This window comes from Thermus igniterrae ATCC 700962 (genome assembly GCF_000376265.1).
Lineage (GTDB): Bacteria > Deinococcota > Deinococci > Deinococcales > Thermaceae > Thermus > Thermus igniterrae.
Genome location: NZ_AQWU01000068.1, coordinates 57,978 through 70,247, shown reverse-complemented (window position 1 = coordinate 70,247; position 12,270 = coordinate 57,978). Strand labels below are relative to the sequence as shown.

16 protein-coding genes are annotated in these 12,270 nt (G+C 70.0%); 10 read left to right on the top strand and 6 right to left on the bottom strand.

Annotation, left to right across the window (positions count from 1 at the left end):
• Positions 1 to 5: 5 nt before the first annotated feature.
• Positions 6 to 260, top strand: coding sequence for a glutaredoxin family protein (locus B128_RS0109030; RefSeq protein ID WP_018111951.1), 255 nt, complete (start codon positions 6 to 8; stop codon positions 258 to 260).
• On the opposite strand, the gene B128_RS0109025 is transcribed toward B128_RS0109030, so the two are convergent.
• On the bottom strand, positions 257 to 760 hold the full coding sequence (locus B128_RS0109025; RefSeq protein WP_018111950.1) for a DinB family protein: 504 nt from the start codon (positions 758 to 760) through the stop codon (positions 257 to 259). The genes B128_RS0109030 and B128_RS0109025 overlap by 4 nt on opposite strands.
• Before the next feature lie 32 nt (positions 761 to 792).
• On the opposite strand from B128_RS0109025, the gene B128_RS0109020 reads away from it, so the two are divergent.
• From B128_RS0109020 to B128_RS0108995, 6 genes are read left to right on the top strand one after another with little or no spacing between them, the layout of a single operon-like run.
• Entirely contained in the window at positions 793 to 1,569 is a 777-nt protein-coding gene (locus B128_RS0109020) for an enoyl-ACP reductase FabI (protein WP_018111949.1), read from the top strand.
• Between the two features lie 54 nt (positions 1,570 to 1,623).
• Positions 1,624 to 2,538 carry a ring-cleaving dioxygenase gene (locus B128_RS0109015; protein ID WP_018111948.1) on the top strand — a complete coding sequence of 305 codons (915 nt, stop codon included), beginning with the start codon at positions 1,624 to 1,626 and terminating at the stop codon, positions 2,536 to 2,538.
• The gene (locus B128_RS0109010; protein WP_018111947.1) at positions 2,535 to 3,155 is read left to right on the top strand and encodes an alpha/beta hydrolase; all 621 of its coding nucleotides are present in this window, start codon (positions 2,535 to 2,537) and stop codon (positions 3,153 to 3,155) included. The genes B128_RS0109015 and B128_RS0109010 overlap by 4 nt, the downstream gene beginning before the upstream one ends.
• Before the next feature lie 5 nt (positions 3,156 to 3,160).
• A complete protein-coding gene (ispG, locus tag B128_RS0109005; RefSeq protein ID WP_018111946.1) occupies positions 3,161 to 4,369 on the top strand; it encodes a flavodoxin-dependent (E)-4-hydroxy-3-methylbut-2-enyl-diphosphate synthase in 1,209 nt (402 codons plus the stop codon).
• Positions 4,369 to 5,526 (top strand): tRNA guanosine(34) transglycosylase Tgt, encoded by a 1,158-nt coding sequence (tgt, locus tag B128_RS0109000; RefSeq protein WP_018111945.1) that lies wholly within the window; start codon positions 4,369 to 4,371, stop codon positions 5,524 to 5,526. Before ispG ends, tgt begins: the two co-directional genes overlap by 1 nt.
• A gap of 12 nt (positions 5,527 to 5,538) precedes the next feature.
• Positions 5,539 to 6,774 carry a uracil-xanthine permease family protein gene (locus tag B128_RS0108995; protein WP_018111944.1) on the top strand — a complete coding sequence of 412 codons (1,236 nt, stop codon included), beginning with the start codon at positions 5,539 to 5,541 and terminating at the stop codon, positions 6,772 to 6,774.
• On the opposite strand, the gene B128_RS0108990 is transcribed toward B128_RS0108995, so the two are convergent.
• From B128_RS0108990 to rpmB, 3 genes are read right to left on the bottom strand one after another with little or no spacing between them, the layout of a single operon-like run.
• Positions 6,771 to 7,868, bottom strand: coding sequence for an AI-2E family transporter (locus tag B128_RS0108990; RefSeq protein WP_018111943.1), 1,098 nt, complete (start codon positions 7,866 to 7,868; stop codon positions 6,771 to 6,773). The genes B128_RS0108995 and B128_RS0108990 overlap by 4 nt on opposite strands.
• A gap of 4 nt (positions 7,869 to 7,872) precedes the next feature.
• The gene (locus B128_RS0108985) at positions 7,873 to 8,568 is read right to left on the bottom strand and encodes a M23 family metallopeptidase (RefSeq protein ID WP_018111942.1); all 696 of its coding nucleotides are present in this window, start codon (positions 8,566 to 8,568) and stop codon (positions 7,873 to 7,875) included.
• A 55-nt stretch (positions 8,569 to 8,623) separates the two neighbouring features.
• Complete coding sequence (rpmB, locus tag B128_RS0108980) at positions 8,624 to 8,920, bottom strand: 50S ribosomal protein L28 (protein WP_018111941.1); 297 nt, start codon at positions 8,918 to 8,920, stop codon at positions 8,624 to 8,626.
• A 73-nt stretch (positions 8,921 to 8,993) separates the two neighbouring features.
• Here rpmB and lspA point away from each other — a divergent pair, with 73 nt between their 5' ends.
• Positions 8,994 to 9,455 carry a signal peptidase II gene (lspA, locus tag B128_RS0108975; RefSeq protein ID WP_018111940.1) on the top strand — a complete coding sequence of 154 codons (462 nt, stop codon included), beginning with the start codon at positions 8,994 to 8,996 and terminating at the stop codon, positions 9,453 to 9,455.
• Here lspA and aspC read toward each other — a convergent pair.
• The gene (gene aspC, locus B128_RS0108970) at positions 9,452 to 10,609 is read right to left on the bottom strand and encodes an aspartate/prephenate aminotransferase (RefSeq protein ID WP_018111939.1); all 1,158 of its coding nucleotides are present in this window, start codon (positions 10,607 to 10,609) and stop codon (positions 9,452 to 9,454) included. The two genes, lspA and aspC, sit on opposite strands and share 4 nt — an antisense overlap.
• Before the next feature lie 49 nt (positions 10,610 to 10,658).
• Here aspC and B128_RS0108965 point away from each other — a divergent pair, with 49 nt between their 5' ends.
• On the top strand, positions 10,659 to 10,976 hold the full coding sequence (locus B128_RS0108965; protein WP_245537238.1) for a nucleotidyltransferase family protein: 318 nt from the start codon (positions 10,659 to 10,661) through the stop codon (positions 10,974 to 10,976).
• Positions 10,954 to 11,208 (top strand): nucleotidyltransferase substrate binding protein, encoded by a 255-nt coding sequence (locus B128_RS12715; RefSeq protein WP_245537237.1) that lies wholly within the window; start codon positions 10,954 to 10,956, stop codon positions 11,206 to 11,208. The genes B128_RS0108965 and B128_RS12715 overlap by 23 nt, the downstream gene beginning before the upstream one ends.
• 128 nt (positions 11,209 to 11,336) lie before the next feature.
• Here B128_RS12715 and B128_RS0108960 read toward each other — a convergent pair whose 3' ends face one another.
• On the bottom strand, positions 11,337 to 12,257 hold the full coding sequence (locus tag B128_RS0108960; RefSeq protein WP_018111937.1) for a diacylglycerol/lipid kinase family protein: 921 nt from the start codon (positions 12,255 to 12,257) through the stop codon (positions 11,337 to 11,339).
• Between the last annotated feature and the right edge of the window lie 13 nt (positions 12,258 to 12,270).

Genomic DNA, 12,270 nt, shown 5'->3' with positions numbered 1-12,270 from the left:
GGGGTATGGTGCGGCTCTACGGCATCCCGGGGTGTGGCCCCTGCGAAATCGTGAAGATGTTCCTGGCCCAGCAGGGCATCCCCTTTGAGTTCGTGAACGCACGCCAGGACGAGGCGGCCGCCAGGAAGATGGCCGAGCTGGTGGGGAGCCCCACCGCCGGGGTGGTCCTGGAATGGGAGGGCAGGACCGAGGTTATCCGGGGGGTATCCCCCGCCCGGCTGCACGCCTGGCTGGCCCAGTACCGGCAAGGGCAGGGCTAGCTGGCCCCCTGAAGCCCCTCCAGGTGGTGGGCCTCGTGATAGGCCGCGGCCCTCACCCAGCCCAGGGCGTTGAGCTCGCCGAAAAAGGGGTGGGGAAAGGTGGCGGGGTGGTGGGGGTCGGCCTGGGCCGCCTCCTCCAGGAGGGCGGCCCGCGCCCGGGCCAGGAGGGCCAGCACCTCCTCCAGGCCCATCCCCCCCTGGGGGCGCACCCCCTCGGGGGCCTGGGGCTTCCCGTCCTTGTACTCCCCGGGCACCGCCTGCACCGGGGGCAGGGCCTCCCCCGCCCTCATGCGGCGGAGCCGCCTCAACACCCGGGCGGTGGAGGCCTCCACCAGGGCGATGTGCTCGGCCACCATCAGGGGGGTCCAGGCCCCTTCCCGCAAGGGGGTGGTGAGCCAGGTGGGGTCCGCCCCCTGGAGTAGGGTCAAGAGGGCCTTGCGGCTTTCCCCCAGGCGGGCCAGGGCCTCCTCCCAGGACCCATAGGCTTCCAACTGGACCATGCCCCAGTATACCCACCGGGTATAATCCCCCCATGCTCACCCTGGACCTTTCGGGCAAGAAGGCCCTCATCATGGGGGTTACCAACCAGCGGAGCCTGGGCTACGCCATCGCCGAGAAGCTCCACGGGGCGGGAGCCGAGCTGGCCTTCAGCTACCAGGGGGAAAGGCTACGGGAGGAGGTGGAGCGGCTGGCCGCCCCCCTTAAGGCCCTCACCTTCCAGGCGGACGTCACCCAGGACGAGGAGCTGGACCGGCTTTTCGCCGGGATCCAGGAGGCCTGGGGGGAGCTGGACTACCTGGTCCACGCCATCGCCTTCGCCCCCCGGGAGGCCATGGAGGGGCGGTACCTGGACACCAGGCGCCAGGACTGGCTTCTGGCCCTGGAGGTCTCCGCCTACTCCCTGGTGGCCGTGGCCCAGCGGGCCGAACCCCTCCTGCGCGAGGGGGGGAGTATCGTCACCCTCACCTACTACGCCAGCGAGAAGGTGGTGCCCAAGTACAACGTTATGGCCATCGCCAAGGCCGCTTTGGAGGCCAGCGTGCGCTACCTGGCCTACGAGCTTGGGCCCAAGGGGGTGCGGGTGAACGCCATCTCCGCAGGGCCCGTCCGCACCGTGGCCGCCCGGAGCATCCCCGGCTTCATGAAGATGTACGACCGCGTGGCCCAGGTGGCCCCCCTGAAGCGGAACGTCACCCCGGAGGAGGTGGGGAACCTGGGGCTTTTCCTCCTCTCCCCCCTGGCAGGGGGCATCACCGGGGAGGTGGTCTACGTGGACGCCGGGTACCACATCATGGGGATGGAGCTCTAGGAGCGGGGGTCTGGCGCTACATTTTTTAAAGCAAAAGGGGCCTATCCTGGGGGCATGGAAGGAAGCCACGGCCTCCACCACATCACCTGCATCGCCGGCGACCCCCAGGAGAACCTGGATTTCTACGCGGGGGTCCTGGGCCTGCGCCTGGTGAAGCGGAGCGTGAACCAGGACGACCCCACCACCTACCACCTCTTCTACGCGGACCGGGAGGGCACCCCGGGCACCGACCTCACCTTCTTCCCCTGGCCCAAACTACCCCCCCACCGCCCGGGGGTGGGCCAGGCGGTGGAGGTGGCCCTGGCCGTCCCGGAAGGAAGCCTTGGCTACTGGGAAGGCCGCCTGGGCCCCTTCCTCAGGGGGCAGGGCCAGCGCTATGGGCGCCCCGCCCTCCTCCTCCAGGACCCCCACGGCCTCCCCCTGGCCCTGGTGGAGGCCCCAGGCCCGGGCAGGCCCTGGGAGGGAAGCCCGGTTCCCCCCGCCCACCAGGTGCGGGGGCTTTTGGGGGCACGCCTCTTGGTGCGAAGCCTCCTCCCCAGCCTGGCCGTCCTGGAAGGGGTCCTGGGGTACCGGCGGGTGGCGGAGGAGGGAGACCGGGTGCTTCTGGCGCAGGAGGGGAGTTTCCTGGAGGTGGAGGCCCTTCCCCAGGGCCGCTTGGGGGCCTTTGGGGTGGGCGGGGTGCACCACCTGGCCTTCCGGGTGCGGGACGAAGCCCACGGCCTGGCCCTGCGCCAGAAGGCGCTGCACCTGGGTCTAAGGCCCACCCCGCCCATAGACCGGTTCTGGTTCCGCTCCATCTACTTCCGGGAGCCGGGGGGTGTCCTCTTTGAGCTGGCCACGGACGGCCCGGGGTTCGCCGTGGACGAGCCCCTGGAGGGCCTGGGCCAGCGCCTGGTCCTGCCCCCCTGGCTGGAGGCCAATCGGCAGAGGATAGAGGCCGCCCTACCCCCCCTTCACCTCCCGGCATGAACCCTCCCCACCTGGTCCTGCCGGGCCGGGAAGGCCTCACCCTCCTCCTCCTCCACAGCACGGGAGGGGACGAAAGAAGCCTCCTGCCCTTAGCCCGCGCCCTGCGTCCCGGGGCCCATCTCCTGAGCCCGCGGGGGGAGAGCCTGGAGGAAGGGGTTCCCCGCTTCTTCCGCCGCCACCGGGAGGGGGTCTTGGACCTGGAGGACCTGAGGGCCAAGGCCCAAGGCCTAGCGGCCTTCGTGGAGGAAGCCCTAAAGGGCTACGCCCTTCCCCGGCCCCTGGTGGCCCTGGGGTACTCCAACGGGGCCAACATGGCCTTAGGCCTCCTCTTCCACCACCCCCACCTCCTGGACGGGGCCCTCCTCCTAAGGCCCCTGGAGCCCTTCGGCAAGCCCTATCCCCTCCTGAAGGGCAAACCCGTGCTCTTCCTCCTGGGGGATCAGGACCCCCTGGTCCCCCCAGAGACCGCCACGGCCCTGAGGGAGCGCCTGGAGGGGGCGGGAGCCCGGGCCGAGGGCCACCTCCTTCCCGCCGGCCACGCCCTCACCCCGGAGGACCTGGCCCTGGCCCAAGGGTGGCTTGCGCGGGTGTTTCCCCCCGGGCCTCAGCTACCATAGGGGGGATGAGACGCCCTACCCCCACGGTCTGGGTGGGCAAGGTGCCCCTGGGGGGTGCCCACCCCATCGCCGTGCAGTCCATGACCAACACCCCCACCGCCAATGTGGAGGCCACGGTGGCCCAGATCCTGGCCCTCCACCGGGCGGGGAGCGAGATCGTCCGCCTCACGGTGAACGACGAGGAGGCCGCCCAAGCGGTGCCCGAGATCCGGCGCCGCCTCCAGGAGGCCGGGGTGGAGGTGCCCCTGGTGGGGGACTTCCACTTCAACGGCCACCTCCTCCTCCGCCGCTACCCGGCCATGGCCCAGGCCCTGGACAAGTTCCGCATCAACCCCGGCACCCTGGGGCGGGGCCGGCATAAGGACGAGAACTTCCAGGAGATGGTGCAAATCGCCATGGACCTGGGCAAGCCCGTGCGCATCGGGGCCAACTGGGGCAGTCTGGACCCCGCCCTCCTCACCGAGCTCATGGACCAAAACGCCCGGCGGCCCGAGCCCAAAAGCGCCCATGAGGTGCTCCTCGAGGCCCTGGTGGAAAGCGCCGTGCGCGCCTACGAGACCGCCCTGGAGCTGGGCCTGGGGGAGGACAAGATCGTCCTCTCCGCCAAGGTCTCCAAGGCCCCCGACCTGGTCTGGGTCTACCGGGAGCTGGCCCGGCGCACCCGGGCCCCCCTGCACCTGGGCCTCACCGAGGCGGGGATGGGGGTGAAGGGCATCGTGGCCAGCGCCGCCGCCCTAGCCCCCCTCCTCCTGGAGGGCATCGGGGACACCATCCGCATCTCCCTCACCCCCGCCCCCAACGAGCCCCGCACCAAGGAGGTGGAGGTGGCCCAGGAGCTCCTCCAGGCCCTGGGCCTGCGCACCTTCGCCCCCGAGGTGACCAGCTGCCCCGGGTGCGGCCGCACCACCAGCACCTTCTTCCAGGAACTGGCGGAAACCGTAAACGCCCACCTGAGGGCCAGGCTCCCCGAGTGGCGGGCAAAGTACCCCGGGGTGGAGGGCCTGAAGGTGGCGGTGATGGGCTGCGTGGTGAATGGCCCCGGGGAGAGCAAGCACGCCCACATCGGCATCTCCCTGCCGGGAGCGGGGGAGGAGCCCAAGGCCCCGGTCTACGCGGACGGCAAGCTCCTCACCATCCTCAAGGGGGAGAGGATCGCCGAGGAGTTCATGGCGCTGGTGGAGGCCTACGTGCGCCAGCGCTTCGCCAAGCCCTGATGGAGCCCTTTCGCTTTGAGCGCCTGGCCCAGAGCGGCCGGGCCCGGGTGGGCCGCCTCCACACCCCCCACGGTTCCGTGGAGACCCCCCTCTTCATGCCCGTGGGCACCCAGGGCTCGGTGAAGGGCCTCCTGCCCAAGGACCTCAAGGCCATCGGCAGCCAGGTGCTCCTGGCCAACACCTACCACCTCCTCCTGCGGCCCGGGCCCGAGCGGGTGCGGGCCCTGGGGGGGCTTCACGGCTTTGCCGGCTGGCAGGGCCCCTGGCTCACGGACTCCGGGGGCTTCCAGGTGATGAGCCTGGGCCACCTGCGACGCATTGACGAGGAGGGGGTGGTCTTCCAGAGCCACCTGGATGGAAGACCCCTCCAGCTCACCCCCGAAAGGAGCATCGCCGTGCAGGAGGCCCTGGGGGCGGACATCATCATGGCCTTTGACGAGTGCCCCCCCTACCCCTCCTCCCGGGACTACCTGAAGGCCTCCTTAGAGCGCACCCTGCGCTGGCTGGAGCGGAGCCTCAAGGCCAAGACCCGCCCGGACCAGGCCCTTTTCGGCATCGCCCAGGGGGGAACAGACCCCGAGCTCAGGGCCCTTTCCACCCGGGAGACGGTGCGCTTTGACCTGCCCGGCTACGCCATCGGGGGGCTGGCGGTGGGGGAGCCCAAGGAGGCCATGTTCCCCATGGTGGCCCTCTCCACCGAGCTCCTCCCCGAGGAGAAGCCCCGCTACCTCATGGGGGTCGGCCACCCCGAGGACCTGGTGGCGGCCATGGGGCTTGGGGTGGACCTCTTTGACTGCGTCTACCCCACCCGCACGGGCCGCTTCGGCAGCGCCCTGGTGCCCGAAGGGCGGCTTAACCTGAAAAACGCCCGCCACCTGGAGGACCCCAGGCCCCTGGAGGAGGGGTGCGACTGCTACACCTGCCAGACCTTCAGCCGGGCCTACCTGGCCCACCTGGTGCGCTCGGGGGAGATGCTGGGGGGCATCCTCCTTTCCCTCCACAACCTGCGCTACCTGCACCGCCTTACCGAGGCTGCCCGGGAGGCCATCCGGCAGGGGGATTACGGGGCCTTTGCCAGGGACTTTGCCGAAAGGCGCTTCGGCCGGGAGGTCCCCGCCTGGTTCCGCGAGGCCCTGGCCGCCGGGGGGCACTGGTAAAATGCCCCCGGTATGACGCCAAGGAACCTTATCCTGGGCCTGCAGCACACCGTGGCCATGTTCGGGGCCACGGTGCTCGTCCCCCTCCTCACCGGCCTCCACCCCGCGGTGGCCCTCTTCACCGCCGGGCTTGGCACCTTGGTGTTCCACCTGGTCACCGGGCGCATGGTGCCCGTCTTCCTGGGCTCCAGCTTCGCCTTCATCGCCCCCATCCTGGCGGCCAAGGAGGCAGGGTTCTCCCTGGCGGCGGTGGGCGGGGGGATTGCCGCGGCCGGGCTGGTCTATGCCCTTTTTGCCCTCCTGGTCCTCCTCATCGGCCCCGGAAGGGTGCGCCAGGTCTTCCCCCCCGTGGTCACCGGGCCGGTGATCGTGGTCATCGGCCTCACCCTGGCCCCGGTGGCGGTGCAGATGGCCAGCAAGGACTGGCTCCTGGCGGTGGTCACCTTCGCGGGGGCGGTGGTGAGCGCGGTCTTCTTCCGGGGGCTTTTCCAGATGATCCCCGTGCTGGTGGGGGTGGGCGTGGGGTACCTGGTGGCCTTGGCCCTGGGGCGGGTGGACCTGAGGCCCCTGGGGGAGGCGGCCTGGTTCGGCCTGCCCCCCTTCACCCCGGCCGCCTTTGAGTGGGGGGCGGTGCTCCTCATCGCCCCCGTGGCCTTCGTTACGGTGATGGAGCACATCGGGGACATCCTCACCAACGGCCGGGTGGTAGGGAAGGACTTCTTCGCCAGGCCGGGCCTCCACCGCACCCTCCTGGGGGACGGCCTGGCCACCAGCCTGGCAGGGCTTTTGGGCGGGCCGGCCAACACCACCTACTCGGAGAACACCGGGGTGCTGGCGGTGACCCGGGTTTACGACCCCGTGGTCCTGCGCATGGCCGCCCTCTTCGCCATCCTCCTCTCCTTCTCTCCCAAGCTGGCTGCCCTCCTCCAGACCCTGCCCCAGGGGGTCCTGGGGGGCATCGCCATGCTCCTTTTCGGCATGATCGCCTCGGTGGGCATCCGCACCCTGGCCGAGGCGGAGATTGACTTCACCCACAGCCGCAACCTGATCGTGGTCTCGGCCATCCTGGTCCTGGGCCTGGGGGGGGCGGTGGCCCAGCTGGGGACGGTGCAGGTGGCCGGGGCCGCGGTGCCCCTCAAGGTGAGCGGGATGGCCCTGGCCGCCCTGGTGGGGGTGGTGCTCAACCTGCTCCTGCCCCGGCAACTGGAGCCCGAGGCCCTGGTCACGGAGGAGGAAAGGCTACCCTAGCCCTCCCGGTAGAAGCGGCTCTGCCGGTAGTAGTCCTCCAGGAGCACCTTCAGGAAGGCGGCCGCGGGCACGCCCAGCAGGGCCCCCCAGAGGCCGAAGAGGCTGGCCCCCACCAGGATGGCGGCGATGGCCGTCACCGGGTGGAGCCGGGTGGCCCGGCCCACGATGAGGGGGCCCAGGAGGTTTCCCTCCAGCTGGTTGGCCAGCCAGAGGACGAGGAAGGCCAGAAGGACCTTGCCGAACCCCCCGGTGGCCGCCAGGAGGAGGGCAGGCACCCCGGAGACGATCACCCCCACGAAGGGGATAAGGTTGAAGACCCCGGCCAGGAAGCCCAGGCTGGCGGCCAGGGGCACGCCCACCAGCCAAAGCCCCACCCCCACCAAAAGCCCCACCAGGAAGGCCACCAGGAGCTGGCCCCGCACATACCCCCCCACGCTCCGGTCCAGCTTGTGGGCCAGCTCGGCCACCAGGGGCTGGTAGGGCTCGGGGAAGGCGCGAAGCGCGGCCTGGCCCAGGCGGGGGAGGTCGTAGAGGAAGTAGATGGAGAGGGTGAGGGCGGTGAGGAGCTGGAAGATGCCGCCCAGGAGGCCAGTGAAAAAGCCCAGGAGGTTTCCCCCTTGGGAGAGGAGGCCCTGGAGCCAGCGCACCACGGCCTCCAGAAAGCCCTGGAGGAGGCCCTGGAGGTTGCGGCCGGCCTCGGCCAGGATGGGCTCGAGGGCCTCGGGGATGGGCAGGGCCTCCACCCGGTCGGGCAGGCCCAGGAACCAGGCCAGGAGGGGGTCCAGGAGGCGGGGGAGTTCGCGGGCGAGATGGGAAAGCTCCACCACCGTCTGGGCAGTGAGGAAGGAGGCCAGGCCCAAAAAGAGCCCCAGGCCCAGGTAGACCAGGACCACCCCCAGGGCCCGGGGAAGCCTCCGGGCCTCAAAGAAGCGCACCACCGGGTGGGCCAGGTAGGCGAAGGCAAAGGCGGTGAGGAGGACGGAAAGAGCAGGCCAGGCCCGGGCCAGGAGGCGGTAGGCCAAAAAGGCCAGGAGGAGGTAGGCGAGAACCCGCACATAGGGGTTCTCCCAGACCCGGAGGAAGGCCTCGCGCACGGGGCTATTCTAAGCGGAAGAAGGCCTTGGCCTCCCGGAGGAGGGCCTCGCGGTCCAGGCCCTGGAAGAGGAAGCGGCCCCGGTCTGGCTCCCCCTCCCAGAGCTCAAAGAGGAGCCTGGGAGCCCCTCCCATGAGCCCGGTGTTGCCCAGGTAGCCGATGGGGTCCCCGCGGAGGACCCTTTGTCCGGGGGAGAGGTTGCTGTAGGGGGCCTCGAGGTGGGCGTAAACGCTCACGCGGCCGTCGGGGTGGCGGATCCAGACCTCGAGGCCCCGCAAAAGGTCCATCTCCTCCGGCCCCGCCCCCTCCCGCACCCGCTCCAAAAGGGCCCGGTAGGCCTCGGGGGAGGGTTCTTGGTGGTTCCGGTCCACCTTCACCACCTCCCCCGAGGCGGCGGCCACCACCCCCATCCCCCGCACCACGGGCACGCAGGCATCCCCCGCCTGGAAGACAAAGCCCGCGCTCACCCCCTTGCGGTAGGGCCTGGGCGCCCCCGGAAGGTTCTCCGGGCGGCTGGGCAGGCAGGCCCCGGGCAGGGGCAGGAGGTAGCCCTCGGGGGCCAAGAGGGCCTTTTGGGAAAGAGCCCCCACCTCCTGGCGCAGGGCGGCAAGCTGCCGCCCCCGGGCCAGGAAGCCCAGGCTCACCACCAGGGCGTAGAGGGCCAGGAAGAGGAGGAGGTAGTGCCCCGGCTTCCAGACCATGGCCCCATGCTACAAAAGCCCCCCTCCCGGGGGGCTTTGCTTCGGGAAAGGGGGACTAGAGGAGCTTCAGGAGGCGCTCTTTAATCTCCTTGGCGGAAAGCCCCTCCAGCTTCAGGCCCTTGGCCCGCTCCAGGAGCTCGTAGACCTTGGGGATGTGGCTGGTGGCCACCCGGAAGGTGATCTCCTGGCCCGCCACCCGCACGCGCACCTTCTGCAGGTTGGGGTACTGGCGCCGCTTGGAGATGCCCGTGGTCTTCCGGCCCACACCCCCTTCCCGCTTGGCCTTACCCCGCCGCTCAATGCTGTTGGCCACGATGGGCCGCTTCCCGCTGATCTCGCAAACCTTGGACATACCACCCTCCCGTGCCCGAAGGCAAACCCTAAGGAGTATAGCACACCGCCTGCCATCCGGTAGACTCTTTGGGATGCCCACGGTGCTGGTGCCCCTCCTCATCGCCCTAGACCAGATCCTGAAGCTCTGGGCCCTGGAGAACCTCTCCCCCGTGCCCAGACCCTTCCTGGGGGACCTCCTCTACCTCACCCTGGTGCAGAACACCGGGGCGGGGTTCGGGCTCCTGGCGGGAAAGGCCTTCCTCCTGGGCTGGCTCAGCCTGGGGGTGGGGGCGGTCCTCCTCTACCTCCTGGCCCGGCGGCGCTACCCCCTCTTTGAGGCCCTGGCCCTTTCCCTGATCGCCGCCGGGGCCTTGGGCAACGGCATAGACCGCCTGGGCCGGGGCTGGGTGGTGGACTACCTGGACCTGGGGACCCAGATCCCCCTCATCGCCACCTTTCCCGTCTTCAACCTGGCGGACGTGTGCGTGACCCTGGGGGCGGCCCTCCTCCTCCTGGGCCCCCTCCTGGCCCGCAAGAAGCGGCGGCGTTACTAGACCGTCTGGAGGAGGCCAGCGAAGCGCTCCAGGGCCTTCTTGAGATTGGCCTCGCTGGTGGCGTAGGAAAGGCGCACGTGCCCGTAGGCGGCAAAGTCCGTGCCGGGGACCACGGCCACCCCCGCCTCCAGGAGGCGCTCAGCCGCTTTTACCTCGTCCGGGGCGATGGGGGAGGTGTCCAGGAGCACGTAAAAGGCCCCGCTGGGACGGACCGCCTTGAGGCCAAGCTCCGCCAGGCCCTCCAGGAGCAGGTCCCGCCGCCTGCGGTAGGCCTCGCGGGCCATGGCCACGAAGGCCTGGGAGGCCTCGAGGTTGGTGAGGGCCTCGAGGGTGGCCCACTGGGCGATGGTGTCCGGGCTGGTGGTGGACTGGCTGGAGACGTCGGCCATGGCCTTGATGACCGCCTTGGGGCCGCAGGCGTAGCCAATGCGCCAGCCGGTCATGGCGAAGGCCTTGGCCGCTCCGTTCACGGTGATGGTGTGCTCCGGGGCCAGGCGACCCGGGGAGAAATGCTCCCCCTCGTAGATGAGGTGCTCGTAGATTTCGTCGGAGACCAGGTAGAAATCGTGCTCCACCGCCAGGCGGGCCAGGGCCTCCAGGACCTCCTTGGGGTAGACCGCCCCCGTGGGGTTGTTGGGGGAGTTCACCACCAGGGCCTTGGTGCGGGGGGTGATGGCCCGCCGCACCGCCTCGGGGTCGGGGACAAAGCCCTCCTGGGGAAGGGTTGCCACCTCCACGGGCACCCCCCCGGCGAAGCGCACCATCTCCGGGTAGCTCACCCAGTAGGGGGCCAGGACGATCACCTCGTCCCCCGGGTCCAGGATGGCCTGGAAGAGGTTGAAGAGGGCCTGCTTCCCCCCCACGGTGACCAGGGTCTCCTCCGGGCTTACCAAAAGGCCGTTTTCCCGCCGGAACTTCTCCGCCAGGGCCTCCCGGAGCTCGGGGATGCCCGCCGGAGGGGCGTACTTGGTCTTGCCCTGGGCCAGAGCCCGCCTGGCCGCCTCCTTTACGTGCTCTGGGGTGTCAAAGTCGGGCTCGCCGGCGGTGAGGGCCACCAGGTCCACCCCCTGGCGCCTCAGCTCCAGGGCCCGGGCGTTCACCGCCACCGTGGCCGAGGGCTTCATGGCCTGGACCCGCGCTGAAAGGCCGCGCATGGCATAAGTATACGGGAAAGCCCGCCCCCCGGAAGCATAGAATGGAGGGGTGAGGCAACCCGTGCCCCAGGAAGAGGTCCTGCGGGAGGTGGCCCAAAGGGTAGCCCAGCTGCTCCAAGGCCGGCGCTACCGCCTCTACCTCTTTGACTCCCGGTCCAGGGGGGAGGCCACACCCCGTTCGGACTACGACCTGGCCCTTTGGGCCGACCCTCCCCTGGACCTGGCCACCCTGGCCCATCTGCGGGAAGCCCTCGAGGCGCTACCCATCCTGCAAAGGGTGGACCTGGTGGAGCTTTCCTGGGCTCCTGGGCTCAGGGGGGTTGTTGAACGAGAGGGGGTGCTCCTTGGAGAGGGAGGCTTGGCTTAGGAGCCAGGTGGCCCTTCTAGAACAGGCAACAAAGCGGCTGGACGAGGCCTTATCCCGCCCCAAGGACGAATTCATCCGCGATGCCGCTATCCAGCGCTTTGAGCTCACCTTTGGGCTGGCTTGGAAGGTCCTAAAAGGCTACCTGGAAATACAGGGTTTGGAGGCCCGCTCCCCGAGAATGGCCATACGCTGGGCTTTTGCCAGAAGACCCAGGGTGGCGGGAAATGCTTGAACTGCGCAACCTGACCAGCCACGCCTACGATGAAGCCCTAGCTGAAAAATCTATAGTGTCCTGCCAAAAATGCGGGATCATTTCGGAATCCCTTCACGCCGAGGGCTTCTAAAAAGCACCCTTCCTGCTCAAGAGACCCCCACAGGGCGGGGCACAGCCTCCCCGCCCCTCACCCCCACCCTACCCCCCACCACCCGTAGCCCCAGGGGGCGGACCTCGGCCTGGTACACCCTGGCCTCGGGCAGGAGCTCACCGTCCGCGTGGGCAGGCACAGGAGTGGAAAAGGCCACCTCCACCCTCCGCCCGGCATAGGCCACCACCTGGGGGTGGGAGAGGTGCCGGCCCAGGAGGAGGCGGGGCAGGATGAGGACCACCCCGGGCCGGGTGAAGGAGCGGGCCAGGACCAGGGAGAGGAGGCCGTCCCGGGGGTCGGCCATGGGGGCGATGGGGATGCCCCCGCCGTACATGGGCCCGTTCATGGCCGCCAGAAGGAGAAGGGGGCCCCGGTGCACCTCCGCCCCGTCCACCAGGACCCGCCCCTCGGGCAGGCGCAGGTCCTTGAGCACCCCGAAGAGGGCGTAGAGGTAGCGGGGCATGCCCCGCAAAAAAGGCGGGGCGGAGAAGGCCTTCTTGGCCACCAGGGCGTCGAAGCCGATGCCTAAGGAAGCCCCGAAGGGCTCGCCGTTTACCCAGCCCAGGTCTATGGCCTCCTCGGGGGCGGAGAGGGCCAGGGCTAAGGCCTCCCGCCAGGCAAGCCCCCGCAGGCCCAGCATGCGGGCGAAGTCGTTGCCGCTCCCGATGGGCACCACCCCCAGGACCTTCTCCGTGCCCGCCAGGCCCCGGAGCACCTCGTGCACCGTGCCGTCCCCCCCCACGGCCACCACCCGGGCCCCCTCAGGGGCCTGGTAGGCCAGCTCCGTGGCGTGGCCCGGCCCCTCGGTGAGGAAGGCCTTTGCCCCCCCTTCCCGGGCCGCCTTCAGGATGGCCCCCGAAAGCCGCCCCACCTTGCCCCGGCCCGCTGCCGGGTTCACGATCACCCACCTTTCCACCCCCCTATTCTAG

Bases quoted from the DNA above. Each gene is read 5' to 3' on its own strand.
- B128_RS0108985 (WP_018111942.1), bottom strand. From the start codon at position 8,568: ATGGTCTGGAAGCCGGGGCACTACCTCCTCCTCTTCCTGGCCCTCTAC.
- B128_RS0109030 (WP_018111951.1), top strand. From the start codon at position 6: ATGGTGCGGCTCTACGGCATCCCGGGGTGTGGCCCCTGCGAAATCGTG.
- B128_RS0108995 (WP_018111944.1), top strand. From the start codon at position 5,539: ATGACGCCAAGGAACCTTATCCTGGGCCTGCAGCACACCGTGGCCATG.
- B128_RS0109010 (WP_018111947.1), top strand. From the start codon at position 2,535: ATGAACCCTCCCCACCTGGTCCTGCCGGGCCGGGAAGGCCTCACCCTC.
- aspC (WP_018111939.1), bottom strand. From the start codon at position 10,609: ATGCGCGGCCTTTCAGCGCGGGTCCAGGCCATGAAGCCCTCGGCCACG.
- B128_RS0109015 (WP_018111948.1), top strand. From the start codon at position 1,624: ATGGAAGGAAGCCACGGCCTCCACCACATCACCTGCATCGCCGGCGAC.
- B128_RS0109020 (WP_018111949.1), top strand. From the start codon at position 793: ATGCTCACCCTGGACCTTTCGGGCAAGAAGGCCCTCATCATGGGGGTT.
- ispG (WP_018111946.1), top strand. From the start codon at position 3,161: ATGAGACGCCCTACCCCCACGGTCTGGGTGGGCAAGGTGCCCCTGGGG.
- rpmB (WP_018111941.1), bottom strand. From the start codon at position 8,920: ATGTCCAAGGTTTGCGAGATCAGCGGGAAGCGGCCCATCGTGGCCAAC.
- lspA (WP_018111940.1), top strand. From the start codon at position 8,994: ATGCCCACGGTGCTGGTGCCCCTCCTCATCGCCCTAGACCAGATCCTG.
- tgt (WP_018111945.1), top strand. From the start codon at position 4,369: ATGGAGCCCTTTCGCTTTGAGCGCCTGGCCCAGAGCGGCCGGGCCCGG.
- B128_RS0109025 (WP_018111950.1), bottom strand. From the start codon at position 760: ATGGTCCAGTTGGAAGCCTATGGGTCCTGGGAGGAGGCCCTGGCCCGC.